At 71.3% G+C, this 25115-nt stretch carries 26 protein-coding genes; 19 read left to right on the forward strand and 7 right to left on the reverse strand.

What is annotated here, in order from left to right; genetic code table 11:
* The first annotated feature begins 107 nt into the window (after window positions 1-107).
* The 8 genes from uvrC (at window position 108) to secG (ending at window position 9057) form a co-directional block, all read left to right on the forward strand.
* Complete coding sequence (gene uvrC / locus DB033_RS04980; protein WP_111765708.1) at window positions 108-2231, forward strand: excinuclease ABC subunit UvrC; 2124 nt, start codon at window positions 108-110, stop codon at window positions 2229-2231.
* A gap of 74 nt (window positions 2232-2305) precedes the next feature.
* Window positions 2306-3190, forward strand: a complete 885-nt coding sequence (rapZ, locus tag DB033_RS04985; protein WP_240615744.1) for an RNase adapter RapZ — start codon at window positions 2306-2308, stop codon at window positions 3188-3190.
* A 77-nt stretch (window positions 3191-3267) separates the two neighbouring features.
* Window positions 3268-4269 (forward strand): gluconeogenesis factor YvcK family protein, encoded by a 1002-nt coding sequence (locus DB033_RS04990; RefSeq protein ID WP_111767259.1) that lies wholly within the window; start codon window positions 3268-3270, stop codon window positions 4267-4269.
* Window positions 4260-5240 carry a DNA-binding protein WhiA gene (whiA, locus tag DB033_RS04995; protein WP_111765709.1) on the forward strand — a complete coding sequence of 327 codons (981 nt, stop codon included), beginning with the start codon at window positions 4260-4262 and terminating at the stop codon, window positions 5238-5240. The genes DB033_RS04990 and whiA overlap by 10 nt, the downstream gene beginning before the upstream one ends.
* 175 nt (window positions 5241-5415) lie before the next feature.
* Window positions 5416-6423, forward strand: coding sequence for a type I glyceraldehyde-3-phosphate dehydrogenase (gap, locus tag DB033_RS05000; protein ID WP_111765710.1), 1008 nt, complete (start codon window positions 5416-5418; stop codon window positions 6421-6423).
* 237 nt (window positions 6424-6660) lie between these two features.
* Complete coding sequence (locus DB033_RS05005) at window positions 6661-7857, forward strand: phosphoglycerate kinase (RefSeq protein ID WP_111765711.1); 1197 nt, start codon at window positions 6661-6663, stop codon at window positions 7855-7857.
* On the forward strand, window positions 7857-8642 hold the full coding sequence (tpiA, locus tag DB033_RS05010; RefSeq protein WP_111765712.1) for a triose-phosphate isomerase: 786 nt from the start codon (window positions 7857-7859) through the stop codon (window positions 8640-8642). The genes DB033_RS05005 and tpiA overlap by 1 nt, the downstream gene beginning before the upstream one ends.
* A 166-nt stretch (window positions 8643-8808) precedes the next feature.
* The gene (gene secG / locus DB033_RS05015) at window positions 8809-9057 is read left to right on the forward strand and encodes a preprotein translocase subunit SecG (protein WP_111765713.1); all 249 of its coding nucleotides are present in this window, start codon (window positions 8809-8811) and stop codon (window positions 9055-9057) included.
* Window positions 9058-9239: 182 nt separating this feature from the next.
* On the opposite strand, the gene DB033_RS05020 is transcribed toward secG, so the two are convergent.
* Window positions 9240-9752 carry an amino-acid N-acetyltransferase gene (locus DB033_RS05020; RefSeq protein ID WP_111765714.1) on the reverse strand — a complete coding sequence of 171 codons (513 nt, stop codon included), beginning with the start codon at window positions 9750-9752 and terminating at the stop codon, window positions 9240-9242.
* A 107-nt stretch (window positions 9753-9859) separates the two neighbouring features.
* On the opposite strand from DB033_RS05020, the gene rimO reads away from it, so the two are divergent.
* From rimO to DB033_RS21630, 4 genes are all read left to right on the forward strand, one after another.
* On the forward strand, window positions 9860-11305 hold the full coding sequence (gene rimO / locus DB033_RS05025; protein WP_205843654.1) for a 30S ribosomal protein S12 methylthiotransferase RimO: 1446 nt from the start codon (window positions 9860-9862) through the stop codon (window positions 11303-11305).
* Window positions 11302-11889, forward strand: coding sequence for a CDP-diacylglycerol--glycerol-3-phosphate 3-phosphatidyltransferase (pgsA, locus tag DB033_RS05030; RefSeq protein WP_111765715.1), 588 nt, complete (start codon window positions 11302-11304; stop codon window positions 11887-11889). Before rimO ends, pgsA begins: the two co-directional genes overlap by 4 nt.
* Complete coding sequence (locus DB033_RS05035) at window positions 11886-12422, forward strand: CinA family protein (protein ID WP_205843655.1); 537 nt, start codon at window positions 11886-11888, stop codon at window positions 12420-12422. The genes pgsA and DB033_RS05035 overlap by 4 nt, the downstream gene beginning before the upstream one ends.
* A gap of 212 nt (window positions 12423-12634) precedes the next feature.
* Window positions 12635-13027 (forward strand): helix-turn-helix domain-containing protein, encoded by a 393-nt coding sequence (locus DB033_RS21630; protein WP_111765716.1) that lies wholly within the window; start codon window positions 12635-12637, stop codon window positions 13025-13027.
* On the opposite strand, the gene DB033_RS05045 is transcribed toward DB033_RS21630, so the two are convergent.
* Both DB033_RS05045 and DB033_RS05050 read right to left on the reverse strand, forming a co-directional pair.
* A complete protein-coding gene (locus DB033_RS05045; protein ID WP_111765717.1) occupies window positions 13008-13469 on the reverse strand; it encodes a dihydrofolate reductase in 462 nt (153 codons plus the stop codon). The genes DB033_RS21630 and DB033_RS05045 overlap by 20 nt on opposite strands.
* Window positions 13466-14260, reverse strand: coding sequence for a thymidylate synthase (locus DB033_RS05050; RefSeq protein ID WP_111765718.1), 795 nt, complete (start codon window positions 14258-14260; stop codon window positions 13466-13468). Before DB033_RS05050 ends, DB033_RS05045 begins: the two co-directional genes overlap by 4 nt.
* A gap of 153 nt (window positions 14261-14413) precedes the next feature.
* On the opposite strand from DB033_RS05050, the gene DB033_RS05055 reads away from it, so the two are divergent.
* Window positions 14414-14824 (forward strand): pilus assembly protein CpaE, encoded by a 411-nt coding sequence (locus DB033_RS05055; RefSeq protein WP_111765719.1) that lies wholly within the window; start codon window positions 14414-14416, stop codon window positions 14822-14824.
* Window positions 14825-14860: 36 nt separating this feature from the next.
* On the opposite strand, the gene DB033_RS05060 is transcribed toward DB033_RS05055, so the two are convergent.
* A complete protein-coding gene (locus tag DB033_RS05060) occupies window positions 14861-15121 on the reverse strand; it encodes a hypothetical protein (protein WP_111765720.1) in 261 nt (86 codons plus the stop codon).
* A gap of 257 nt (window positions 15122-15378) precedes the next feature.
* On the opposite strand from DB033_RS05060, the gene DB033_RS05065 reads away from it, so the two are divergent.
* From DB033_RS05065 to DB033_RS05075, 3 genes are all read left to right on the forward strand, one after another.
* The gene (locus tag DB033_RS05065; RefSeq protein WP_157970508.1) at window positions 15379-16866 is read left to right on the forward strand and encodes a glycerophosphodiester phosphodiesterase; all 1488 of its coding nucleotides are present in this window, start codon (window positions 15379-15381) and stop codon (window positions 16864-16866) included.
* A gap of 61 nt (window positions 16867-16927) precedes the next feature.
* A complete protein-coding gene (locus tag DB033_RS05070) occupies window positions 16928-17440 on the forward strand; it encodes an RNA polymerase sigma factor (protein WP_205843656.1) in 513 nt (170 codons plus the stop codon).
* Window positions 17441-17524: 84 nt separating this feature from the next.
* The gene (locus tag DB033_RS05075; RefSeq protein WP_111765723.1) at window positions 17525-18919 is read left to right on the forward strand and encodes a hypothetical protein; all 1395 of its coding nucleotides are present in this window, start codon (window positions 17525-17527) and stop codon (window positions 18917-18919) included.
* Between the two features lie 65 nt (window positions 18920-18984).
* Here the strand turns inward: DB033_RS05075 and DB033_RS05080 are convergent, their stop codons facing one another.
* The 3 genes from DB033_RS05080 to DB033_RS05090 form a co-directional block, all read right to left on the reverse strand.
* The gene (locus DB033_RS05080) at window positions 18985-19521 is read right to left on the reverse strand and encodes a methylated-DNA--[protein]-cysteine S-methyltransferase (protein ID WP_111767262.1); all 537 of its coding nucleotides are present in this window, start codon (window positions 19519-19521) and stop codon (window positions 18985-18987) included.
* Window positions 19522-19600: 79 nt separating this feature from the next.
* Entirely contained in the window at window positions 19601-21139 is a 1539-nt protein-coding gene (locus DB033_RS05085) for an SPFH domain-containing protein (protein ID WP_111765724.1), read from the reverse strand.
* 13 nt (window positions 21140-21152) lie between these two features.
* Window positions 21153-21737: an NfeD family protein gene (locus DB033_RS05090; RefSeq protein ID WP_111765725.1), complete on the reverse strand. Its 585-nt coding sequence runs from the start codon at window positions 21735-21737 to the stop codon at window positions 21153-21155.
* Between the two features lie 221 nt (window positions 21738-21958).
* Here DB033_RS05090 and DB033_RS05095 point away from each other — a divergent pair, with 221 nt between their 5' ends.
* From DB033_RS05095 to DB033_RS05105, 3 genes are all read left to right on the forward strand, one after another.
* Window positions 21959-22849 carry a glycoside hydrolase family 16 protein gene (locus DB033_RS05095; RefSeq protein ID WP_111765726.1) on the forward strand — a complete coding sequence of 297 codons (891 nt, stop codon included), beginning with the start codon at window positions 21959-21961 and terminating at the stop codon, window positions 22847-22849.
* Between the two features lie 413 nt (window positions 22850-23262).
* Entirely contained in the window at window positions 23263-23535 is a 273-nt protein-coding gene (locus tag DB033_RS05100; protein WP_111765727.1) for a hypothetical protein, read from the forward strand.
* A gap of 125 nt (window positions 23536-23660) precedes the next feature.
* Entirely contained in the window at window positions 23661-24656 is a 996-nt protein-coding gene (locus tag DB033_RS05105) for a hypothetical protein (RefSeq protein WP_111765728.1), read from the forward strand.
* Window positions 24657-25115: the final 459 nt, after the last annotated feature.

Here is a 25115-nt window from a genome sequence, read left to right on the forward strand (position 1 = left end):
ATACCTTAGGGGAGTCGGGCGGTCGCCCAGCGCTACCGCGGTGGCCGTGACGGGGTCCTCACCGCAGGCCGACATCGGTGTCGGGGGTGCCGACTACCCTGGTCCGAGTGCCTGATCCGTCGTCCTTCCGCCCGGCCCCGGGCACCATCCCGGACGCGCCGGGCGTCTACCGCTGGCGCGACAAGGACGGGCGCGTCATCTATGTCGGCAAGGCCAAGAGCCTCCGGCAGCGCCTGAACTCCTACTTCGCCGACATCGGCGGCCTGCACCCGCGGACCGCGTCGATGGTCACCAGTGCGGCGTCGGTCGAGTGGACCGTGGTCGGCACCGAGGTCGAGGCGCTGCAGCTGGAATACAACTGGATCAAGGAGTTCGACCCCCGGTTCAACGTCCGCTACCGGGACGACAAGTCCTACCCCGAGCTCGCGGTCACGCTGAACGAGGAGTTCCCGCGCTTCCAGGTGATGCGCGGCCCGCACCGCAAGGGGGTCCGGTACTTCGGGCCCTACGCGCACGCATGGGCCATCCGGGAGACGCTGGACCTGCTGCTGCGGGTGTTCCCGGCGCGGACGTGCTCGACCGGGGTCTTCAAGCGGGCCCAGCAGATCGACCGGCCGTGCCTGCTCGGCTACATCGGCAAGTGCTCGGCGCCGTGCGTCGGCAGGGTCACCGCCGAGGAACACCGCGACATCGTCGAGGACTTCTGCGACTTCCTCGCCGGCCGCGCCGAGCCGATGGTCAAGCGGATGGAGCGCGAGATGCGCGCCGCGTCCGACGAGTTGGACTTCGAGCGGGCCGCCCGGCTGCGGGACGACCTGTCGGCGCTGCGGCGGGCCCTGGAGAAGCAGTCGGTGGTGCTGGCCAACGGCACCGACGCGGACCTCATCGGCATCGTCGGCGACGACCTCGAGGCGTCGGTGCAGATCTTCCACGTCCGCGGCGGCCGGATGCGTGGTCAACGCGGCTGGATCGTCGACGTCGACGTGGACAACGGTCCCGACGGCACGGCGGCGTCGTCGCTGTCGGTGCAGGTGGAGAACTTCCTCGTGCAGTACTACGGCAACCGGGCCAACGAGACGCAGCCCGAGGCGCCGGTGCGTGGCGCCCGCCTGTCGCCGCGCTCGGCGCGCAGCCGCGAGGAGTACGCGCCGGACATGTCGCCGGTGCCGCGGGAGATCCTGGTGCCGGCGTTGCCGCCGGACCCGGAGCAGATGTCGGACTGGCTGTCCGGGCTGCGCGGCTCGAGGGTGTCGCTGCGGATCCCGCAGCGCGGGGACAAGAAGGACCTCGCCGAGACCGCCGCCCGCAACGCCAAGGACGCCCTCGCCCGGCACCGGCTCAAGCGGGCCAGTGACATCACCTCCCGCTCGGCGGCGCTGACCGAGCTCGCCGACGCGCTGGGGATGGACAACTCCCCGCTGCGCATCGAGTGCATCGACATCTCCCACGTGCAGGGCACCAACGTGGTGGCCTCGCTGGTGGTGTTCGAGGACGGCCTGTCCAAGCGGTCGGACTACCGGCGCTTCGCGATCCGGGACGCCCCCGGTGACGACGTCGCCTCCATCGCCGAGGTGGTGCGGCGGCGGTTCTCCCGGCAGGCCAAGGAGGAGCAGTCGGCGGAGGTGGACGGGCCGGCGCTGCCGCCCGGCATCGACCCCGAGACCGGCCGGGTCCGGCGCTTCGCCTACCCGCCGCAGCTGCTCGTGGTCGACGGCGGCCAGCCGCAGGTCAACGCGGCGGCCGCGGCGATGACCGAGCTGGGCATCGTCGACGTCACCGTGGTGGGCCTGGCCAAGCGGCTGGAGGAGGTGTGGCTGCCCGGCGACGACGAGCCGGTCATCCTGCCGCGCGCGTCGGAGGCGCTGTACCTGCTGCAGCGGCTCCGCGACGAGGCACACCGCTTCGCCATCACCTATCACCGCGAGAAGCGGTCCAAGGCGATGACCGTCTCCGCGCTGGACGACGTCCCGGGCCTCGGGGCCACCCGGCGCACCGCCCTGTTGAAGCACTTCGGATCGGTGGCCAGACTCAAGGCCGCGGGTGTCGACGACCTGACCGCGGTGCCCGGGATCGGCGCCACCACGGCGGCGGCCATCGTCGCCGCCCTGTCCGGGGCGCCCGCTCCGGACCCCGCCGCTCCGGCGACCCCGGGTGTCCGTAGCGTCACCGTCCGTCGTGACAATGGTCCCGCGATGGCCGGAGCGGTCGACGCGAACGGCCGAGAGGAGTGACCGTGACCTCACCACCGCCGTCCGGATCCGGGGGCGCCGAGGCAACCGGGGGGCTTGCCGGTGCGTCTGACGACGTGCCCGATCTCCCCGCCGACCCGCCCATCGGCATCGAGGTGGCCATCGTCTCCGGCTTGTCCGGCGCCGGCCGGTCCACCGCAGCCAAGTGCCTGGAGGACCTCGGCTGGTTCGTCGTGGACAACCTGCCGCCGGAGCTGATCGCGACCATGGTCAAACTCGGGGCCAAGTCCCACGGTTCGGTCACCCGCATCGCCGTGGTCGTCGACGTGCGGTCGCGGGCCTTCACCGAGGACCTGGCCGCCGTCGTCCGCGATCTGGACAGCCGCGGGTACCGGCCCCGGGTGTTGTACCTGGAGGCGTCGGACGCGGTGCTGATCCGCCGTTACGAGGCCAACCGGCGCGAGCACCCCCTGCAGCGCGGCGGCCGGCTGACCGACGGGCTGGCCGCGGAGCGTGCCCTGCTGGGACCGTTGCGCGAGGTGGCCGAGGTCATCGTGGACACCTCCGACCTGTCGGTGCACGACCTGCGGGCCTTGGTCGAGAAGCAGTTCACGACGGCGCCGCGGCGGACCACGCTGACCGTGGTGTCCTTCGGCTACAAGTACGGGCTGCCGCTGGACGCCGACCTGGTCATCGACATGCGGTTCCTGCCGAACCCGTTCTGGATCCCCGAGCTGCGCGAACACACCGGCCTGGACGCCGACGTCAGCGACTACGTGCTCACCCAGGAGGGGGCGTCGGACTTCCTCGCGCGCTACGTCGAGATGTTCGACCTGATCTCCGGTGGCTACCTCCGCGAGGGCAAGAAGTACCTGACCCTGGCCGTGGGCTGCACCGGCGGCAAGCACCGCAGCGTGGCCACCGCCGAGGAACTCGGCCGGCGGCTGACGTCCGGGGACCTCGCGGTCAAGGTCGTGCACCGCGATCTGGGACGCGAGTGAGCCCCCGGCTCCCGGAGCCGCGCCGGCCCGGCCGGCCCCGGGTCGTCGCCCTCGGCGGCGGCCACGGCCTGTACGCGATGCTCCGCGCGCTCGTCCGGCTCGACGTGGACATCACCGCGGTCGTCACCGTCGCCGACGACGGCGGCTCGTCGGGCCGGCTGCGCCGGGAGATGCCGACCATGGTCCCGCCCGGTGACCTGCGGATGGCGCTCGGCGCCCTGAGCCGCGACGACGAGGACGGCATGCTGTGGGGGCGCACCTTCCAGCACCGGTTCGAGGGCTCCGGCGTGCTCGCCGGGCACCCCGTCGGCAACCTGCTGTTGGTCGGGTTGATGGAGGTGACCGGAGATCCGGTCACCGCGCTGGACACCGCCGCCGAACTGCTGCACGCGCGCGGCCGGGTGCTGCCGATGTCGCGCCACCCGCTCGACATCGTCGCCGACGTCACCGGACTCGACGACGACCCGCGGGCCGTCCGGCAGATCCGCGGGCAGGTCGCGGTGGCCACCACGCCCGGCACCGTGCAGCGCATCTTCGTCGAACCCGCGCTGGCACCGGCGTGCCCGGAAGCGGTCGCCGCCATCCGCGACGCGGACGTCGTGACCCTCGGTCCCGGCTCGTGGATGACCAGCGTGCTGCCGCACCTGCTGCTGCACGACCTCGCGTCGGCGCTCAGCCAGACCCCGGCGAGCCGGGTGGTGGTGCTCAACCTCGAGCCGCAACCGGGTGAGACCGACGACTTCTCGCAGGAGCAGCACCTGGACGTGCTCGTGCGGTACGCCCCGGATTTTCGGATCGACACCGTCCTGGCCCACACTGGAGCGGTTGTCCTCCCGCAGCGGCTCGCCCGCGCGGTGCACCGCGCCGGCGCGGAACTCGTCGTCGCACCGGTGGGTGATCCGTCCGGTGCGCCCCGGCACGATCCGGTCGCGCTCGCCGCGGCGATGGCACCCGTGATCGCGGCCGCGGTCGACCGGCGGGGCGGGGACCGGGCGCCCCTGGCGGGGACGCCGGCCGCTGCCGGGATCGGACAGGGACAGATGACCAGCGAGGACGAAGGGGGCCCGGCATGGCGATGACCGCCGACGTGAAGGACGAGCTGAGCCGGGTGGTGATCACCAAGGTCTCCGCACGCAAGGCCGAGGTGTCGACCGTGCTGCGCTTCGCCGGCGGGCTGCACATCGTCGGCGGACGGGTCATCGTCGAGGCCGAGCTCGACACCGGGGCGGTCGCGCGCCGGGTCCGCAAGGAGATCGCCGAGCTCTACGGCCACCAGGTGGACGTGCAGGTGCTGGCCGCGTCCGGCATCCGCAAGGGCACCCGGTACGTGGTGCGGGTGGTCGCCGGCGGTGACTCCCTCGCCCGCCAGACCGGGCTGCTGGACCTGCGCGGCCGCCCGGTCCGCGGACTGCCGTCGCAGATCGTGTCGGGCTCCGTCGGGGACGCCGAGGCCGCCTGGCGGGGTGCGTTCCTGGCCCACGGCTCGCTCACCGAACCCGGCCGGTCCGCCTCCCTCGAGGTGACCTGCCCCGGCCCCGAAGCCGCTCTCGCCCTGGTCGGTGCCGCCCGCCGGCTCGGCGTGGTGGCCAAGGCCCGCGAGGTCCGTGGCGCCGACCGGGTCGTCGTACGCGACGGTGACGCCATCGCCACCATGCTCACCCGACTGGGTGCCCACAGCAGCGTGCTCACTTGGGAGGACCGGCGGCTGCGCCGTGAGGTGCGGGCCACGGCCAACCGGCTGGCCAACTTCGACGACGCCAACCTGCGGCGCTCCGCCCGGGCGGCGGTCGCCGCGTCCGCACGGGTCGAGCGGGCGCTGGAGATCCTGGCCGACGACGCGCCCGACCACCTCGCCGAGGCCGGCAAGCTGCGGATCGAACACGGCCAGGCGTCGCTGGAGGAGCTGGGCCAGCTCGCCGACCCGCCGATGACCAAGGACGCCATCGCCGGCCGCATCCGCCGATTGCTCACGATGGCCGACAAACGCGCCCAGGAGGACGGCATCCCGGACACCGAATCCGTGGTCACTCCGGACATGCTGGACGGCTGATTCACCCTTCCGGCCCAGCGGTGACCTGCGACACCCTCCGGTCGAGCCGCACCCCGGATCTGTGGGTAGAGTGCCCTTGCCAGGCACGCCGGAGTGCTTCTGGACCGATTCACCTGTGAGCTCACAGCCGGCACCTTCTTCGTGTCGCCGGCGCAACCGAAGGGCAGGACTGCACGTGACTGTGAAGATTGGTGTCAATGGCTTCGGCCGTATCGGACGTAACTTCTGGCGGGCGCTGGACAAGCTGGACCACGACGTCGAGATCGTGGCGGTCAACGACCTGACCGACAACAAGACGTTGGCGCACCTGCTGAAGTACGACACCATCCTGGGCAAGCTGCCCTACGACGTCAGCTTCACCGAGGGCGAGATCATCGTCGACGGCAAGTCCATCAAGGCGCTGGCCGAGCGCGACCCGGCCAAGCTGCCGTGGGCCGAGCTGGGCGTCGACATCGTCATCGAGTCGACCGGCCACTTCACCAAGGCCGAGGCCGCCCGCAAGCACCTCGAGGGTGGCGCGAAGAAGGTCATCATCTCCGCCCCGGCCACCGGTGAGGACCTCACCGTCGTCATGGGTGTGAACGACGACGCCTACGACGGCAGCCAGACGATCCTGTCCAACGCCTCGTGCACCACCAACTGCGTGGCCCCGATGGCCAAGGTCCTCAACGAGAGCTTCGGCATCGTCAAGGGTCTGATGACCACCATCCACGCCTACACCAACGACCAGGTCATCCTGGACTTCCCGCACTCGGACCTGCGCCGCGCCCGCGCCGCCGCGCAGAACATCATCCCGACCTCCACCGGTGCCGCCAAGGCCACCGCGCTGGTGCTGCCGGAGCTCAAGGGCAAGCTGCACGGTTACGCGCTGCGCGTCCCGGTGATGGACGGCTCGGTCACCGACCTCACCGTCGAGCTGTCCCGCTCGGTCACCGTCGACGAGGTCAACGACGCGTTCAAGGCCGCCGCCTCGTCGGGCCCGCTGGCGAATTACATCGCCTACTCGACCGACCCCATCGTCTCCAGCGACATCGTCGGTGCCCCGGTCTCGGTCACCTTCGACTCGCCGCTGACGCTCGTGCTGGACGACAACCTGGTCAAGGTCGTCGGCTGGTACGACAACGAGTGGGGTTACTCCAACCGTCTCGCGGACTTCACCGCGCTGGTCGCCTCCAAGCTCTGACCCGTCCGGCGCGGTGCACCGCACTGCGCTCGGCTCAGTAACAGCTGGTGGTGTCCCAGTAGTCGACCGCGGCCGCGGCCGCGGTACGGACCGGACAGCGGGTGGGAGCGGAAGGACCTTCCGATCCCACCCGCTGTCGTCTGTACGGCCCGGGCACCGCCGGCGCCGCCCGGCAGCACCGCTGTCCCGGTTCCGGGTGCCCGTCGCCCGGCCCCTCCGAGTCAAGGAGCATTCACCGTGAAGACCCTCGACGATCTACTGGCCACGGACCTCACCGGCCGCACCGTACTGGTCCGCGCCGACCTGAACGTCCCGCTGGACGGCACCACCATCACCGACGACGGCCGCATCCGCGCGTCGCTTCCCACCCTGCAGGCCCTGACCGGCGCCGGCGCCAGGGTCGTCGTCACCGCACACCTGGGCCGGCCGTCCGGTACCCCGGAGGCCAAGTTCAGCCTGGCTCCGGTGGCGGCCCGTCTCGCCGAGCTGCTGGGCGACGACGTCGCCTTCGCCACCGACCTGGTGGGGGACTCCGCGAAGGAGGTCGTCGCCGGCCTCGGGAACGGCAAGGTGGCCCTGCTGGAGAACGTCCGCTTCGACGCCCGCGAGACCTCCAAGGACGCCGCCGAGCGGGGCGCCCTGGCCGCCGAGCTGGCTGCGCTCGTCGGCGATTCCGCCGCCTTCGTCTCCGACGGCTTCGGTGTCGTGCACCGCAAGCAGGCCTCCGTCTACGACGTGGCCACCCTGCTGCCGCGCTTCGGCGGCTACCTCGTCAGCACCGAGACCGAGGTGCTGCGCAAGCTCACCACCGACCCGGAGCGGCCCTACGTCGTCATCCTCGGCGGCTCCAAGGTGTCGGACAAGCTCGGCGTCATCACCTCGCTGCTGCCCACCACCGACCGCATCCTCATCGGCGGCGGCATGGCGTACACCTTCCTGGCGGCCAAGGGCTACGGCGTGGGCGACTCCTTGCTGCAGGCCGACCAGATCGACACGGTGCGCACGCTGCTGGCGGAGAACGGCGACAAGATCGTGCTGCCCAGCGATTTCGTGATCGCCGACGCGTTCGCCGCGGACGCGAGGACCGAGACCGTCGCCGCCGACGCCATCCCCGAGGGCTGGATGGGTCTGGACATCGGGCCGGATTCGCGCGCCGCCTTCGCCGAGGTGGTCGCGGGCGCCAAGACCGTCTTCTGGAACGGCCCGGTGGGCGTGTTCGAGATGGCGGCGTTCGCCGACGGCACCAAGGCGGTGGCCGAGGCCATCGCCGCGAGTGACGCGTTCTCCGTGGTCGGCGGCGGTGACTCGGCCGCGGCCGTGCGCACCCTCGGTGTCGACGAGGCCGCGTTCTCGCACATCTCGACCGGCGGCGGTGCGTCGCTGGAATTCCTGGAGGGCAAGGACCTTCCCGGTATCTCGATCCTGGAGAGCTGATGCCCAACCGCAAGATCCTCATCGCCGGCAACTGGAAGATGAACCTCAACCACCTCGAGGCCATCGCCCTGGTGCAGAAGCTAGCGTTCACGCTGCCGGAGAAGTACTTCACCAAGGTCGACGTGGTCGTGCTGCCACCCTTCACCGACATCCGCTCGGTGCAGACCCTCGTCGACGGCGACAAGCTGGGCGTCGTCTACGGCGCCCAGGACATCTCGCCGTTCGACTCCGGCGCCTACACCGGCGACATCTCCGGTCCGATGCTGGCCAAGCTCGGCTGTTCGTACGTGGCCGTGGGGCACTCGGAGCGACGCGAGATCCACGAGGAGGACGACGCAGTCGTCAACGCGAAGGTCAAGGCCGCTGTCAAGAACGGCATCGTCCCCATCCTGTGCGTCGGCGAGGGCCTGCCGGTCCGCGAGGCCGGCAACCAGGTGCAGCACTCCGTCAACCAGCTCAAGGCCGCGCTGGACGGGGTGTCCGCCGAGCAGGCGGCGACCATCGTGCTGGCCTACGAGCCGGTCTGGGCCATCGGCACCGGTCGCGTCGCCACCCCGGAGGACGCGCAGGAGGTCTGTGGCGCCCTGCGGTCGGCGTTGTCGGAGCTGTACACCGCCGAGCTCGCCGACGGTGTACGCATCCTGTACGGCGGCTCGGTCAAGTCCGGCAACGTGGCCACCATCGTCGCCCAACCCGACGTCGACGGTGCGTTGGTCGGCGGCGCCAGCCTCGACGCCACCGAATTCGCCACCATCGCCGCCAACTCGGTGGGCGTCGTCGCCTGAGCCGGTCCCGGCCCGTCACCGTGAGGTGACCCTCCGGGTGACGGGCCGGATCCGCGGGTCCGTCGGGTCTGGCGGAACACCGGATCCACGCACGGTTACCGGTAGAGTCTCCAACGGTCCCAGGCGGGGCCGGCCGCCACGACAGATCTAGGTACTGAAGCGAACCATGGACGTTCTCAAGACGGTGCTCTCCATCCTGCTGCTGATCACGAGCATCGGGATGATCCTGCTGGTGCTGCTGCACCGCGGCAAGGGTGGCGGTCTGTCGTCCATGTTCGGTGGCGGCATGCAGTCCTCGCTGTCGGGCTCCAGCGTCGTGGAGAAGAACCTCGACCGGCTGACCCTCTTCGTCGCCATGGTGTGGACGGTGTCCATCATCGGCGTCGGGACCATCCTGGCCGTCCAGGCCGCCTGACCGCATCCTGGGCGACGGGCCGTCGCAGTTGTCGCCCGTCCCCGCTTCCACCCCGCACAGCGTTCTGCTGGCCTGCCCGCGCAGCGTGACAGCTGTCCTATCCGCGCAGCGTGACAGCTGGCCTGTCCGCGCGGCGTCGCTGCTGCCGCTCAGCCCCGCGCCGCGCCGGAGCGGCGCATTCCTCAGAGCTGCATCAACATCCGCGTGTTGCCGAGCGTGTTCGGCTTGACGTACGGCAGGTCCAGGAACTCCGCGACCCCGGCGTCGTAGGACGCCTGCAACTCCGCCAGCGCCTCCTCCGACAGCTCCAGCTCACCGATCGGGACGAACCCCAGGTAGGTGAAGAACCGGGTCTCGAAGGTCAGGCAGAACAACCGCCGCAACCCCAGGTCCCGGGCCTCCTCGATGACCGCGCGGCAGACGGCGTGCCCGATCCCGTGCTTGCGTCGCCGCGGGTCGGTGGCCACGGTCCGCAGCTCGGCCAGGTCCTCCCACAGCACGTGCAGGGCCGCGCACCCGACGATGTCGCCGTCGAGCTCCGCCACCCAGAACTCGGTGACGTCCTCGTACAGGTTGGCCAGGCTCTTCTCCAGCAGCACCGGCCCCGCGTAGGCGTCGACCAGCCGTTTGATCCCCCGGACGTCGGCCGGACGGGCCCGCCGGACCGAGAGCGGGGGTGGGGCGGGCGTTGTCACGGTCGGTCAGCCTACCGACGACGCCGGCCCGAACAGCCTGCCGGCCCGCGGGACGGACCGCGTCGAGGTGGGAGGACGCGTGCTATGCGGGCGACTACTCTGGACGGGTGCCTGCCGCTCCCCGTGTGTCCCTGCTGACCCTGGGCTGTGCGCGGAACGAGGTGGACTCCTCCGAGATCGCCGGCCGGCTCGCCGGCGGCGGCTACCAGCTCGTCGAGGACGACGCGCCGGCCGATGTCGTCGTGGTCAACACCTGCGCCTTCGTCGCCAGCGCCAAGAAGGATTCGATCGACACCCTGCTCGCCGCCGCCGACACCGGCGCCAAGGTCGTCGCCGTCGGCTGCCTGGCCGAGCGGTACGGCAAGGAACTCGCGGCCGAGCTGCCCGAGGCCGATGCCGTGCTCGGTTTCGACGCCTACCCCGACCTGGCCGCCCTGCTCGGTGACGTCATGGACGGCCACCGCCCGGCGTCGCACACCCCCGTCGACCGGCGCACCCTGCTGCCGATCAGCCCGGTCGCCCGCCAGGGCGCCGCGGGCGGGGTGTCGGTGCCCGGCCACACGCACGCACCGGTCGGGCCGCAGCCCGCCTCGGGTCCGACGCTGGTGCGCAAGCTGCTGCACAGCGGCCCGGTCGCGCCGTTGAAGATCGCCTCCGGCTGTGACCGCCGGTGCACCTTCTGCGCCATCCCCGCGTTCCGCGGGTCGTTCGTGTCGCGCTCGGCCGCCGAGATCATCGGCGAGGCCCACTGGCTCGCCGGTCAGGGCGTGCGCGAGGTCGTACTGGTCAGCGAGAACTCGACCTCCTACGGCAAGGACCTCCCCGGTGAGCAGCTGCTCGAGCAGCTGCTCACCGACCTCGCGGCGGTGCCCGGGTTGACCCGGGTGCGGCTGTCCTACCTGCAGCCCGCCGAGACCCGTCCCAGCCTGGTGCAGACCATCGCCGCGGTCGACGGTGTCGCCGACTACTACGACATGAGCTTCCAGCACGCCTCCGAGCCGGTGCTGCGGCGGATGCGCCGCTTCGGCAACCGGACCTCCTTCCTGGCGTTGATCGAGCAGATCCGCGTCGTCGCGCCGGAAGCGGGTATCCGGTCCAACTTCATCGTCGGCTTCCCCGGTGAGACCGAGGCCGACTTCGAGGAGCTCTGCGCCTTCCTGATCGCGGCCCGGCTGGACGCGGTCGGCGTGTTCGGGTACTCCGACGAGGACGGCACCGCCGCCGAGGACCTGCCGGACCACCTCGACGACGACGTGGTCGCCGACCGGGTCGAGCGGCTCACCACCCTGGTGGACGAACTGGTCGCGCAGCGCGCGGAGGACCGGGTGGGCACCGAGGTCATCGTGCTGGTGGAGGCGCCGGGGGCGCAGCCGGTCGGCCGGTCGGGACACCAGGCGCCGGAGGTCGACGGCAGCACGACCCTCACCGACGGCACCGGTCTGGAGCTCGGCGACCTGGTCCGGGCCACGGTGGTCGGCACCGACGGCGTCGACCTCGTCGCGACCCCGATCGAGCGGCTGCCACGGCCCGACACCGATCTGGTCCGACGATGACCCAGCAGCGGGCGGTGCCGCTCCTGAACCTGCCCAATGTGCTCACCGTGACCCGGCTGCTGTTGGTGCCGCTGTGCCTGCTGTTCCTGTTCCAGGGCGACGGTCACGACGCCGGCTGGCGGTGGCTCTCCTTCCTGGTCTTCGCAGTCGCCGCGATCACCGACCGGTACGACGGGCACATCGCCCGCAAGCGCGGCCTCGTGACCACCTTCGGCAAGGTCGCGGACCCGATCGCCGACAAGGCGCTGACAGGCAGCGCGCTGATCGCGCTGTCGATCCTGGGGGACGTGCCCACCTGGGTCACGGTGGTCATCCTCGTCCGCGAGATCGGTATCACCATCCTGCGTTTCGCCCTGCTGCGGCGCCACGTCATCCCGGCCAGCAACGGCGGGAAGCTCAAGACGCTGATCCAGATCTTCGCCATCGGGCTGTACCTGATGCCGCTGCCGGACTTCCTGGACTGGTTCCGGATCGGGATGCTCGCCGCGGCGGTGATCCTGACCGTGGTCACCGGAATCGACTACCTGATCAAGGCCGCCCGGATCCTCGGCGGCGCGGGCCGGTCCACCACGACCCCGGCGTGACCGATCCGCTGGTGTCGGCGTGCGGCGTGGACGAGGCCGGGCTCATCCGGTTGGTCGGTGCGCTCGGCGCGGCCGGCCGCACGGTGGCCACCGCCGAGTCCCTGACCGGCGGGCTCATCGCCGCCGTCCTGACGGCCGTACCCGGTGCGAGTGCGGTGGTCCGCGGGGGGCTGGTTGTCTACGCCACCGACCTCAAGCACACGCTGGCCGGGGTGGACCGTACTTTGCTCGCCGAGGTCGGCGCCGTTGATCCGGAGGTCGCCCGGCAACTCGCGACCGGCGCGCGCGAGCGGTGTGGTGCCGCCCTGGGCGTCGGGGTCACCGGCGTCGCCGGGCCGGACCCGCAGGACGGGACGGCCGTGGGGACGGTGTTCGTCTGCGTCGACGCCGCGGACGGGCGGTGGGAGAGTGCGGCACGATTCGAGGGTGACCGCGCCGCCATCCGGGCGGCCTCGGTGCGGCGGGCCCTGGAGCTGCTGACCGCGGCGGCCGCCCCGGACACCGAGGGTGACCGGAACTCCGCCCGATCGTGACCGAGGTCCGGGAACACGGAACGGGTAGTCCAGCGTTGCAAGGAACAGTCACCGTCATCAGTCGGACCGCCCCCACGAGGGCTCCGGGCCTCCCGAGTACGGTGATGACATTCCCGGATCGTCAGGTCCGCGGAGCCGACCCGCGACGCGATCGTCGTCGCGGGCGGGGTTCGACACGATTCATCGTTCGATGAGAATCAGGGGAGGTACCGGTGCTGCTCCGAGATGCACTGGGCGAGACTCTGCGGGATGCCCGTACTCGCCAGAACCGCACGTTACGCGACGTGTCCACAGCGGCCAACGTCTCCCTGGGCTACCTGTCCGAGGTGGAACGGGGTCGCAAGGAGGCGTCGAGTGAACTGCTCGCGTCCATCTGCGACGCCCTGGACGTGGAGCTGTCCGACGTCCTGACCACGGTGTCGCGGGCCATCCAGACGGGCACCCTCAAGCACGAGGCCGCCAAGGTCAAGGCCGGCGTGCACGCCGATGCCGCCACCGTGGCCGACACCACCGGCAGCCGCCGGGTGGGCGCGCTCAAGCCGCAGCTTCGCATCGTGGTGCCCTACGACAGCAACCGCCAGCCGGTCAGCGGCGTCGGTAGCTGACGAAGGAGAAGCCGTCGCGGTCGTCCCGCGCGGTCTCCACCCACCGGTCCGGGTCGATCGGCGGCAACCTCGTGTCGCCGTCGATCTCCCGGTCGATGTGGGTGATCTCCAGGACGTCGACGTCGTCCCAGAGCTGCCGGTAGAGCTCGCCACCACCGGCCAGCACGACGTCCAGCCCGGCCAGCAGCTCCAGGGCCGCCGCCGGGGAGCGCACCACCTCGACCCCGTCGTGGTGCCACGACGCGTCCCGGGTCACCACGACGGTCCGGCGGCCGGGCAACGGCCGCCCGATCGAGTCGAAGGTACGGCGTCCCATGACCATCGGGCGTCCCATGGTCAGCGCCCGGAAGCGTTTCAGGTCCTCCGGGAGGTGCCACGGCATGCCGTTGTCCCGGCCGATGACGCCATTGGCCGTCACCGCGGCCACCACGGTCAGGCTCATACCGCGATCGGCGCCTTGATCGCCGGGTCGCTGACGTAGTCCAGCAGCGTGAAGTGCTCGTACTCGAAGCGGTCCAGGGAGTCGATGCCGTCGGCGATGACCATCCGCGGCAGCGGCTTCGGGGTCCGCGTCAGTTGCAGACGCGCCTGGTCGAGGTGGTTGGCGTACAGGTGCGCGTCGCCCAGGGTGTGCACGAAGTCGCCCGGCTGGAGTCCGGTCACCTTGGCCACCGTCATCGTCAGCAGCGCGTACGACGCGATGTTGAACGGCACCCCCAGGAAGACGTCGGCCGACCGCTGGTAGAGCTGGCAGGACAGCTTCCCGTCCGCGACGTAGAACTGGAACATCGTGTGGCACGGGGGCAGTGCCATCTGGTCCACCTCGGCCACGTTCCAGGCCGACACGACGTGTCGCCGGGAGTCCGGGTTGGTCCTGATCGCCTCGACGACCGCGGCGATCTGGTCGATGGAGCCGCCGTCGGGGGTCGGCCAGGAGCGCCACTGGTGCCCGTAGACAGGACCGAGTTCACCCTCAGGATCGGCCCATTCGTCCCAGATCGAGACACCCCGTTCCTGCAACCAGCGGACGTTGGTGGCCCCCCGCAGGAACCACAGCAACTCGACGACCACCGAGCGCATGTGGATCTTCTTGGTCGTGACCACCGGGAAACCCTCGGCCAGGTCGAAGCGCATCTGGTGGCCGAACACCGACAGGGTGCCGGTACCCGTGCGGTCGGACTTGGCGTGGCCCTCGGTGAGGACGCGGTTCATCAGATCCAGGTACTGCTGCATGGCACGCAAGCCTAGTGCGCCTGAACGGGACACCAGCCTCGTGCGCCTCATCGGGACGCGAGCCTCGTGCGCCTCACCGGGACGCAGGCCCGGGAGCGCCGACCAGATCCGTCCGGGCGGCGCCCACTGCAGTGGGGCGGTGATACTGGCCTGATGATCAGTGTGCCGACCGCCCGGCGGTTGCGAGACGGTGGCGTGCGGTGGAATCCCGTGGCCGGTGACCGCTTCGTCGTCCTGCAGCAAGATCTCGACGAGGTGTTCGTGGTGAGCACGATGGTCGTCGAGGTGATCTCGCGGTCCGACGGCGACGTCATCGGGTTCAACGGCACCACCGAGTGGGCCATGGACTCGGTGGACGCGTCCGAGACGCTGTGGCTGCCGCGCGAGGGGCAGTTGCGCGACCTGCTCGGACGGACGTTCCGGGCGCTCCGGCCGGTGCCCGACGGGTGGCAGGTGGAGCTGGAGATCAACGGGATCCCCTCGACGGTGGTGCATGCCGACGCCGAGGAGGCCTACGGTTTCGCCCTGCTGCGGCTGGTGGAGGGCGAGCGCGAGCAGGTCTGACCGAGTGCCGGATCGGGCGGCGGGGCGAGCGCCGGCTCAGGCGGCGATGCCGCGGCCGAACGCCGCCCGCTCGACCTGCAGCACGCGCAGCCGTCGCCGGACCTCGGACAGCCGTCCCGGCCCGGCGGGCAGGTCCGCCCACGCGAGGGACCGCCGCGGGCGGTCGCCGATCGGCGCCGGCTCGGGTGACGTCGATCCGGGCGACGAGGGGACCGACGGATCGAGGACCGCGCGGCGGATGGCGCGGACACCGGGGTAGTCCGATCCGAGGGTCACGGAAGGCGGGACGTCGGCCATGGGGTGTTGCTCCGTCCGGGCTGGTCGTGGGAACGCAGGCTCAGTGTCACTGACTGGTGATGAGAGTCGCACCCATCGTGACCGTCACGCTGCCGACGGCCGGTTCACCCGACCGGGGTCGACGACCACCGACGGTCACCGCCGGCCGGGACCGGCTGCGTCGATCGGGTGGCCCGGAGTCCGTGCCGCCCCGTCGGGCGATGACGCGTTCGCCGGATCCCGCCCGGCCGGCGCCCGCCGCTCGCTACCGTGATCGCGTGCCGCACCCCGACGCTCCGACCCTGTGGTCCCGGCGCACCGCGCTGCGGGTGGGGGGCACCCTGGGCGGTCTGGTCGGTCTGTCCGCGCTGCTCCCGCGGCGTGCGTCCGCGGCAGCGGGCCGCGCGCCCGTGACCGTGGACGGTTGGCGGGCGTCGTGGACCGAGCCGGTGCTGGTCGCCCATCGGGGTTCCGGCGACACGTACCCGGAACACACCATGGTCGCCTACCAGGCGGCCGTCGACTGGGGCGCCACCGCCATGGAGGTCAGCGTCGGCATCACCTCCGACGGGGTGCTGATCTGCATGCACGACGCGACCTACGACCGGACCACCACGGGGAGCGGCCGCATCGACGCACAGCCGGCGTCGGTGCTCGACGACATCCGCGTGCTGCAACCGCAGCTCGGCGCGTACTGGGTGCGCAACGCGCCGCCGGTGCCGTTGCTCGAAGACGTGCTGGACCGCTTCGGCGGCCGGCTGGTGCTCTGCCTCGAGGCCAAGAACCGCGCCGCCTACGCGCCGATGATGGCGGCGGTCGTCCGCCGCGGTCTGCAGCGGTCGGTGATGGTGAAGGTGCATCACACCAGCGACGTCCTGGCCCTGGCGGCGGCGGAGGGCTACCCGCGCTTCGCCTACCTCGGCTCACGTGACGAGGTCACCGAGACGAACATCGCGGCGCTGCAGACGGCCCTCGACCCGGCCCGGGACGTTCTGGTGATCGCGGCGGGCACGGGCCCGGCGGCCCGGCCGTTCGTGCCCGACGCCCTGGTGCGCCGCGCCGTGGCGACGGGGATACCCGTGTGGGTGTTCCCGCTGCACCGGCGGTCGGAGCTGCGGCACTTCGTCGATCTCGGCGTCCGGGGTGCGGTCTGCGCCGGCTACGGCTACCTCGCCGGGGTGGTGCCGCCCGTGGTCCGGGACAGCTGGTCGCGGCAACGCGTCGCCCCGGGCGAACTGGCCCTGGCGGTGACGACCCCGCCGACCTGGACCGCCGACGGCGAGCTCGTGCTGGACCTGCCCGGTCGGGCGCACTTCGTCATGCCCGGTCAGTTCAGTTCGGTGGCGTCGACGGACGGCCGGTGGTCGCTGGACGTCGACCTCCGGTGGCGGGAGGCACCCGGCGCCGACGACGACCTGCTGTCAGTGGCGTTCGGGCACGAGGACGACCGTTACTACGAGCACCGCGGGGGAATCGGCACCGGTTACCACGCGACGCTGCGCGCCGACGGACGACTCGGGCTCTACCTCCACCGGGACCGCCGCGTCGCGGGTCAGCAGCTCGCCGTCACGACCACACCCGCACCGGTCACCGGCAGGTGGGCACACCTGCGGATCGAGGTCACCCCGACGACGGTCACCGTGCGGCGGACCGACACCGGCGAGGTGGTGCGCGCGACCGACCGCACCGTCCGCGGCGGTCACCTCCACCTGGGCCGCGCCTCCCGGACCGGAACGGCGGGATTCCGGGCGCTGACCGTCGGCTGAATTCTCCCGTCGGAGGTGCAAGAACCGGTGGACCGGGGACACAGACAGGCGTCGGGTGTGGGTGAGCGGATCGGGGAACGCGGTGGCCGTGCGGGACGACAGCTGGTTCGACGGGCTGTTCAGCGCGCACGCCGCCGCGGTCCACCGGTTCGTCGTCCGCCGGGCGGCGCGGTCCGACGCCGACGATCTGACCGCCGACGTCTTCACCACGGCGTGGCGCCGGCGCGACGACGTCCCGGACGGGATGGAGCTGCCGTGGCTGTACCGCACGGCCGGGTTCGTCGTCGCCAACCACCACCGCAAGCACCGCCCGCTGCCGCTGCACGCCGTGCCCGACGACGGCGAGCCCGAGACCGCCCAGTGGCCCGATGGCGCCGACGACGTCCGGCAGGTGTTGGCGGCGCTGTCCCCCCGCGATCAGCGCATCCTGCTGCTCACCGCCTGGGACGGTCTGGACGGCACCCAGCTCGCGGCCGTCCTTGGGATCTCCCGGGGCGGCGCGGATGCCGCGCTGTCCCGTGCCCGGTCCCGGTTGCGGGACGCCTGGGCCCGGGTCGACGCCGCTACCGGCTGAGATCCACGACGCCGCAAGGATCGTCGTCCCCGAGACATTCCTCCAGCAGTAGCTCGTCCGCCGTCGATGTACCAGGAGACTCCCATGTCCGACCACGACACGCCCCGTCCCGGAGCGGATTCCGGCGACGCGGCCTACGCCCGTCTGGAAGCCGCCGACCCGGCAGCGGAGGCGAACGTCGATCTGGCCGCCGTCCGGCGGGAGGTCGACCGGCGCATCGCCGAGGCCCCGGTGACCGCCGTGACACCTCCGGTCCGGTCGGGACCGCCCCGCTGGCTGCAGGTCGCGGCCGTCGCCGCCACGGTCGCCCTGGTGGGGAGTGCCGCGTTCGTGGTCGGGCGCGAGACCGGCGGCGCCGATGACGGTGTCGGCCCGGCGGCGGCTGCGTCCACCCCGTCGGTGCCCTCGTCGGGCGGCGTCGTGTTCGACGGTGCCCCGGCGGCGGCCGTGGCGGGCGCGACCGAGTCGTCGGGCGGCGACATGCAGTCCAAGCTGGCCGGTTGGGGTGGGCGTCTGCACTTCAACGACGGCGGCCTGGGAACCGACGGGGGTGCCGCCGAGGCTTTCGCACTGGATGCGGCGCCGGTGGCCACCCCGGAGACTGCCGGCCGGGTCGCGGCGGCGCTGGGGGTGTCAGGGTCGCCGCAGATCCTGTACGGGAGCTGGACCGTCGGCCCGAACGACGGATCCGGCCCCTTCGTGTCCATCGGTGCCAACGGTTCGCTGCAGTACAACGACAACAGTCTGTACCTGAACGACACCAGCTGCCCCAGCTCGGCCGGTTCGGCCGAGCCCGCCCCTGCGTCGGACGCGAACGGGGCCCCTATCGGGCCCGCATGCGTGTCGCTGCCGTCCGACGACGGTGCGCCCTTGACGACCGACGAGGCGATCGCCCGGGCACAGGGCGTCCTCTCCGATCTCGGGGTCGACCCGGCCGGATTCGACTTCTCGGTACCTGACGACCAGCCCAGCGGCGACACACGTCTGGTGACGGCCGCTCCGACGGTCGGTGCCGCGGTCGCCGACCGGACGTGGAGCCTGTCCTTCAAGGGTCAGGCCCTGGAGTACGCGTTCGGCTCCATCGCCACCGTGGTGAGCCTGGGGGAGTACGACGTCGTCAGCCCCGCCGCAGCACTCCAGCGGATGAACGACCCGCGTTTCGGGGTCAGTGGTGGGATGGCCTCCCCGTTGGCCGACAGTGTCCGGTTCCAGGCCGACGGGTCGTCCCCGGGAGCCGACGGGGCGGATCCGAGCACCGGCGAGACGGCGGTGGTCGCGCCGTCGGTTCCGGCCGCGGGTGCACCGCTCGCCTGGCCGGTCACCGAGATCACCATCACGGCTGCCTCACCGGAACTGATGAGCCACTACCAGCCCGACGGCGGCACCGTGCTGCTGCCCGGGTACACGATGACCGACGACACCGGCGGCACCTGGACGGTGCTCGCGGTCGCCGATGACCAGCTGGACTTCACCGGCTGACGGACCGCATGGCGGGGGCGGGGCCGAGCGGAGATCCTCCGCTCGGCCCCGTTGTGTTCCCGCGGTCAGAACAGCGCGTCGGCGCGGCGCTCCCAGGCGAGCAGGAACGCCTTGCGCTCCAGTCCTCCCGCGTACCCGGTGAGGGTGCCGGCGGCGCCGACCACCCGGTGGCACGGCACCACGATGGACAGCGGGTTCCGGGCGTTGGCCGTTCCCACCGCCCGCGCCAGCCGGACGTCGCCCAGCTCCGCGGCGAGATCGCCGTAGCTGCGGGTCGATCCGTACGGGATGTTTCGCAGCAACGCCCAGACCCGTTGCCGGAACGGTGGTCCGGCCGGGGCCAGCGTCAGGTCGAAGACGGTGCGGTCACCGGCGAAGTACTCCGCGAGCTGCCTCCGGATCGCGTCGAAGTCGGCGGCCCCACTGTCGGCCCGACGGCCCAGGCGCTCCGGGGAGGGGGCGTGCACGTGCGCGGGGAAGTAGATCCCGGTGAGGGCGAAACCGTCGGAGGTGGAGCCGCCGACGACGGTGAGCGCACCGACGGGGGAGTCCACGGACGTGTACCGCAGGTCCGTGACCGGTGGGGCGTCGTCGGTCGTCATCGGGGTCCGCAACAGGCTCATGTCCGGTAGACGTGCGGGCCCCCTCGAACGTGAGGCCCGCACCCGCGTCCCGGGACGGTCAGTGGTTGATGTCGATGGTCGACGGGCGCCCGTTCGTCCCGGCGGCCGCGGGCTTGTCGACGGTGCCGGTGCCCGCCTGTCCGCCGAGCTTGCCCAGCAGCGCCCTGATGTCGACCCCGGTGAGGTCACTGCTCATCTCGAGCCCCAGCGCGACGTTGGCGGCGACCGTCTTCGACAGGTCGCTGGCGCCCTCGGTGGAGATGATCGAGATCTTGTCCACGTTGGCCAGCGGCTCCGAGGCCGACCGGACGATCTCGGGCAGCACCTTGACCAGCAGGTCCAGGACGGCGGCTTCACCGTAGGTCGCGAACGCCTTCGCCCGCTTGTCCATCGCCTCGGCCTCGGCGGTGCCGCGGGCCAGGATGGCGCTCGCGTCGGCAGCACCCTCGGCTTCGACGGCGGCGGCGATGGAGGTACGGCGGCGCTGCTCGGCCTCGCCCTTCTTGGCGCCCTCGATGGCTTCCGCGTCGGCCAGAGCCGACCGGCGCGCCCGCTCGCCCTCTCCGGACAGCCGGGCCTGCTCGGCCGCCGCCTGGGCGCCGGCGATCGTGGCCTGCCGGTCGGCTTCGGCCTTGGCGATGACGGCGTTCTTGGAGCCCTCCGCCTGCTGCTCGATGCGGTACCGGTCGGCGTCGGCCGGCCGGCGCACCTGGGTGTCGAGCTGCCGCTCGGTCAGCGCCGAGGTGGCCTGCGCGACCTTCTCCTGCTCCTGCAGCACCCGCTGGTCCTGTGCCGCCTTGGCGATCGGGCCGGCGGCGGCGGCCGCCGCCTTGGCCGCGTCGATCTCGGCGTTGATCTCGGCCTGCTTGAGCGACAGCTGCCGCTGCGAGATGGCGATCGCCTCCTGCGCGAGCAGGCTCTCCTGCTGGGCGGCCTGCTGCGCGCGGGCCTCGGCGATCGCCGCCTCCTTGACGACGCGGGCCGCTTCCGGGCGTCCGAGGTCGGCGAGATACGAGCCCTCGGCGGCGATGTCCTGCAGCTGGAAGGTGTCCAGCACGAGACCCTGGCCGGTGAGCGATGCCTCGGCCTCCTCGGCGACCGCGGAGGCGAAAGCGGCGCGGTCACGGATGATCTCCTCGATGCTGAGGCGGCCGACGATGGAGCGCAGCGCACCCGAGAGCACCTCGGAGGTGAAGACGTCGATGCCGGACTGCTGGTTGAGGAACCGTTGCGCCGCCGCCCGGATGGAGTCCTGGGAGCCGCCCACCTTGACGATGGCCACGCCCTCCAGATCGCATTTGACCCCGAGCTTGGAGACCGCGCCGCGGATGCCGACCGGGATGCGGCGACTGGACAGGTCGATCTTGTGCAGCTTCTGCACCACGGGCAGCACGAACACGCTGGCCCCCATGACGACCTTCTGGCCGGACATGTCGGTGCTGACCTGCCCGGCGGCGTTGGTCGTGGACCGGCCCTTGGCGCCGGTGACCAGGAAGGCCTGGTTGGGGCCGGCCACCTTGATGCGGCTGAGGATCAGCAGGACGACCAGGACGATCAGGACTGCGCTGCCGATGACGGCGATGATCACGGGACTCATGGGTCCTTCTCTCTCAATCGGGCTCGTGGCTCCGGGGGTGGTCGGACAGCGGGGCGATCGGCGGGGCCGGCGGGTCGTAGGCGGTCGAGACGACCTCGACGGACGTCTCACTCGGCACGTCGACCACGTACACCGGCGTTCCGACCGGCAGCGGGTGCTGGCTGCGGGCGTAGTACTTGAGGGTGTGGCCGCCGATGGTCAGGCGCACCTCCCCGAAGCTGGTCGGCGTGGTGATGGCGGTGACGACGACACCGTGGCTGCCGAGGAGCCCGGCACCGGTCAGCGTCTCGTCGGTGCGCATCCGCATGAGTCCCGACATCAGCCGCAAGGCGCCGAAGGCCAACGGCAGGGCGACGACCGTGCCGACCCCGAGAGCGGCCAGCAGGCGTGGAGTGTCGTCGAGTCGATCCGCCAGCAGCGACGCCGCGGCACCTCCGGCGAAGCCCCCGCCGCCGAGGAAGGCGGCCAGCGCCGGCAGCGAGAACGGCCCGTCCGCGTCGGCGGCGAAATGGCCCACATCGCCGATCACCACCGAGATGAGCAGCAGCACGAGACTGAGGCCGCCGACCACCAGAAAGGTCAACGTCATCGTGTCCATCTGCCCTCCCCGGCCCTGACCTTCACTCTATCGGACGCGTGTCCACCGGGGCCAGCGCCCCCTACGCCGTAAAGCGGCCTTCCGGTCAGTGTCAGTGTGTGACCGGGGTACGGCCCGTGACCGACCGACCGGCAGACCGGCAGCGCCGGGCCGATGCGCTCCCGCGTCTTCGTCCGGGTCGCGGCGGTATCGTTGTCGGGGTGCGGTGCGAGACTGCCCCCATGACGCCGGTTCCCGACCGCCTAACCGATGAGACCGCCGACGAGACCGCCGTCGAGAACGCGGCGCCCCACAGGTCTCACGGGACGTCACCGTCCGCGTCCGACGGGGAGTGGACGTTCGTCGACGATTTCGACGGACCCACCCTCGACGATCGCGTCTGGTCGCCGCACTACCTGCCGGCGTGGAGCTCCCGGGCGGAGTCGGCGGCGACGTACCGGTTGCGGGACTCCTGCCTGGAGCTCCTGCTGCCACCCGGGACGGGGGCGTTCCTGCCCGGTCGGCACCATCCGGCGTTGCGGGTGTCGGGGATCCAGTCGGGCAACTTCTCCGGGCCGGTGGGGGGCACCCACGGCCAGCAACCCCCGCTCCCCGGGACCCGGGTGCGCGAGCGGCAGCCGCTGTTCCGTGGCTGGACACCCACCGGGGGGCGGCTGGAGATGCGGGCCCGGTTCGATCTCTCACCGCGGTCGATGGCCGCCTGGTGGCTGGTCGGCGTCGAGGAGGACCCGCAGGAGTGCGCGGAGATCTGTGTCGCCGAGATCTTCGGTGATGCCGTCATTCCCGGTCGTTCGGCTGCGGTGGGCATGGGCCTGCACGCCTTCCGCGACCCACGGGTGACGGAGAACTTCGCGGCACCACGGCTGGACATCGACGTCGCCGCGTTCCACGACTACGCCGTCGACTGGACTCCCCACGAGGTCGTCTTCGCCGTGGACGACGTGGTGGTCCGGCGCTGCCCGGCCCCGCCGTGGTACCCGATGCAGTCGATGCTCGCGGTGTTCGACTTCCCGGAGCGGTCCCGGGGCGACGACGACGACCACACGCCGGCGCTCGTCGTCGACCGTGTCCGCGGGCGGGCACCGGCCGACGGAACCGTCCGGACGCCGTGACCGGTCCTCAGCGCCCGGTACGCGCTGGCTCCAACCCGCACTGCACCGTCGGCTGCGGATCCTTCGGCGGGGTGGGGGCGCAGACGTCACTGCGAGCGTGGTCCTCGCCGAGTTGTCCGGCCCGGACGGCACCACCGACCACATCGCCGGGTCCGTCGACTCTTCCCACTACCCGAGCCCGCGGACAGCTGCAGATGCAGGTCGCCCCTCCACCGACGTCGCCCTCCGCGTGCTGGTCATCTCGGCCCGTGCCCTATCGAGGTCCTGGTGTCGAGTGGGCTGAGATTCGCGATGTTCCGCCGGTGCCCGTCCGCGACCTGGGTCATGGCCGAGACGGTGCGGCACCCAACCGTGGGACGGGCGCGGTACAGCAGGGTCTGGCCTCAGGGACAGGATCAGGGGACGATGCTGGCATGCCTATCGATCAGGCTGGGATGTGGCGGCCGCGGAAGCGCAACGGTCGCCTCGTTGTGGCTGCAGCGGTGTTGTCGATGGCTACGGGGATCGCGCTTCTGGTGGCGGGCTTCGCCCATGCTTTCCGGCTGGGTTACGGCCGCGGGTTCGACGAAATCCCGTTGGATGCGATACCCCATGCTCGGTTAGCACTGGTCACGGTCGCCCTGCCGGGAGCTGTCGCATTCATCTACGCCTGCTGGGCGTACTGGCGCTTCGATCGCACCCATTGACAGGGGCGGGTGAAACAGCCGGAGACCCTGCAGCGGGGAACATCTCCCGCGCGATCGAGGAGCGGTGGGCGCAGCTGCGTCGGTTCCATCGGGCTGAGGCTCGGTTGCGGTTGCCGTCGTGGCCGGTGTTCGCGCCGGTGGACGAGGTGTACCCGGCGCGGTTGGGGCGTGTGATCGCGCGGACCGGGCCAGTGGAAGCGATCGCGTTCAACTCCGGTCCGCGGCAAGGCAGCCCTGTCGTCACGGTGGACAACCACCCGGTCGGTGCGCACGCGGACGAGACCCACGGTGTCCGTCCGGAGTGGTCGGAGTCAGCGACAAGCGAACCGGTGACGGTGGACGTCGACACCCGGGCTTGCCCAGGGTTGCTGCAGTATCGGGGGGACAGCCGGCTGTACCGGCTGGAGGTGGATGGCACAGAGGTACTGATGGAAATCATCGGCCCTCGGGCTCCGCGCACCGTCCGACTGGAACGGGTCACGGACCTCGACCCGCTGCGCCAGCGCAGGTTCGCCATGGACGAGAAGTCGCACACCGACTTCGACGCCGGCCGCGGAAATCAGGAGTGGCGCAACCCGGACGCCTGGTGGCATGGTCCGCCGGACACCACCATCGAGTTGTGGGCGCACCGCGGTCCGCTACGCAACGTCGCCGCCCAGCTCGACGAACTGCCCGTCGAACTCAGGCCCGACTTCGCAGCAGCAAGGGCCCTCCGCGTGGGACGGGTCGACGACGGCGGGTTCTGGTTCGACGCGGCCTCACACCAGCAACACCAGGCAGTCGGCGGCGCTTTTGCTGATGCTGAGCGGACAGGGTTCCTCGCGATGCAGCTGGTCCGCTTCCTGTCCGCCTACGCCCCGTGGTGGGCGTCGCAGTCGCTGCGTGAAAGCGCCATTTTCGACATCGCCCGTCAGGTCACCCAAGACGCGGACCCCGGCGATACCGGACACGGGCCGGACACGACCGTCGGAGGGGGCGAAGGGGACGACCGGTGGGAAGCGTGGGCGGCGCACCGGCGCACGCAGACTGGCCGCCCCCTGTCGCCGGTCGACGCCGGCAGCGACGCACTGATCGAGGCCTGGCAACGCTGGTCCGACGATCCGGTACAGCCCCCCGCGTAGATGTTCCGCAGCGGTTGAACCCTGCCGATCCGCGTACTCCAGCTCGTGCGAAGTCATCATGAGCAACGGGACCTGATGTCGGTGCGCGGGCCGCCAGCCCAGCTAACACACCGCCCGGGCCCGGGATGTAACGCAACTCGTGTACGCGTTACAACGTCTCATAAGCCCGACGAGCATGCGGAAAAGGCTTACGGACACCTGTCACGTAAATAATCCTTTGCTTGCTGTGTCTCATAACCCGTGTACGAAAGCTTTTCAGAGGCAGTTATGGACACGAGTTATGAGCACGACGACCGGAGCAAAGTGGTGCGGTACCGGCCGCAACCGCAAGACGGGTAGCACTCACGAGGCAGGAGCTCGCGGGACGCTGCTCCAGCGCTCCAGTCTCCTTCAAAGATCCCGGCTCCGCCTGATCCATGGTCTACTCGGCAACTGACCTAGTTTCGGCGCCGAGTCGGG

The sequence above is a fragment of the Nakamurella deserti genome, assembly GCF_003260015.1.
GTDB lineage: Bacteria > Actinomycetota > Actinomycetes > Mycobacteriales > Nakamurellaceae > Nakamurella > Nakamurella deserti.

Excerpts from the sequence above, each read along its gene's own strand:
- DB033_RS05055 (WP_111765719.1), top strand. The coding sequence starts at position 14,414 with ATGATCAGTGTGCCGACCGCCCGGCGGTTGCGAGACGGTGGCGTGCGG.
- DB033_RS05075 (WP_111765723.1), top strand. The coding sequence starts at position 17,525 with ATGTCCGACCACGACACGCCCCGTCCCGGAGCGGATTCCGGCGACGCG.
- DB033_RS05085 (WP_111765724.1), bottom strand. The coding sequence starts at position 21,139 with ATGAGTCCCGTGATCATCGCCGTCATCGGCAGCGCAGTCCTGATCGTC.
- tpiA (WP_111765712.1), top strand. The coding sequence starts at position 7,857 with ATGCCCAACCGCAAGATCCTCATCGCCGGCAACTGGAAGATGAACCTC.
- DB033_RS04990 (WP_111767259.1), top strand. The coding sequence starts at position 3,268 with ATGCTCCGCGCGCTCGTCCGGCTCGACGTGGACATCACCGCGGTCGTC.
- DB033_RS05100 (WP_111765727.1), top strand. The coding sequence starts at position 23,263 with ATGCCTATCGATCAGGCTGGGATGTGGCGGCCGCGGAAGCGCAACGGT.
- pgsA (WP_111765715.1), top strand. The coding sequence starts at position 11,302 with ATGACCCAGCAGCGGGCGGTGCCGCTCCTGAACCTGCCCAATGTGCTC.
- DB033_RS05090 (WP_111765725.1), bottom strand. The coding sequence starts at position 21,737 with ATGGACACGATGACGTTGACCTTTCTGGTGGTCGGCGGCCTCAGTCTC.
- whiA (WP_111765709.1), top strand. The coding sequence starts at position 4,260 with ATGGCGATGACCGCCGACGTGAAGGACGAGCTGAGCCGGGTGGTGATC.
- DB033_RS05045 (WP_111765717.1), bottom strand. The coding sequence starts at position 13,469 with ATGAGCCTGACCGTGGTGGCCGCGGTGACGGCCAATGGCGTCATCGGC.
- DB033_RS05050 (WP_111765718.1), bottom strand. The coding sequence starts at position 14,260 with ATGCAGCAGTACCTGGATCTGATGAACCGCGTCCTCACCGAGGGCCAC.
- secG (WP_111765713.1), top strand. The coding sequence starts at position 8,809 with ATGGACGTTCTCAAGACGGTGCTCTCCATCCTGCTGCTGATCACGAGC.
- DB033_RS05095 (WP_111765726.1), top strand. The coding sequence starts at position 21,959 with ATGACGCCGGTTCCCGACCGCCTAACCGATGAGACCGCCGACGAGACC.
- DB033_RS05060 (WP_111765720.1), bottom strand. The coding sequence starts at position 15,121 with ATGGCCGACGTCCCGCCTTCCGTGACCCTCGGATCGGACTACCCCGGT.
- DB033_RS05080 (WP_111767262.1), bottom strand. The coding sequence starts at position 19,521 with ATGACGACCGACGACGCCCCACCGGTCACGGACCTGCGGTACACGTCC.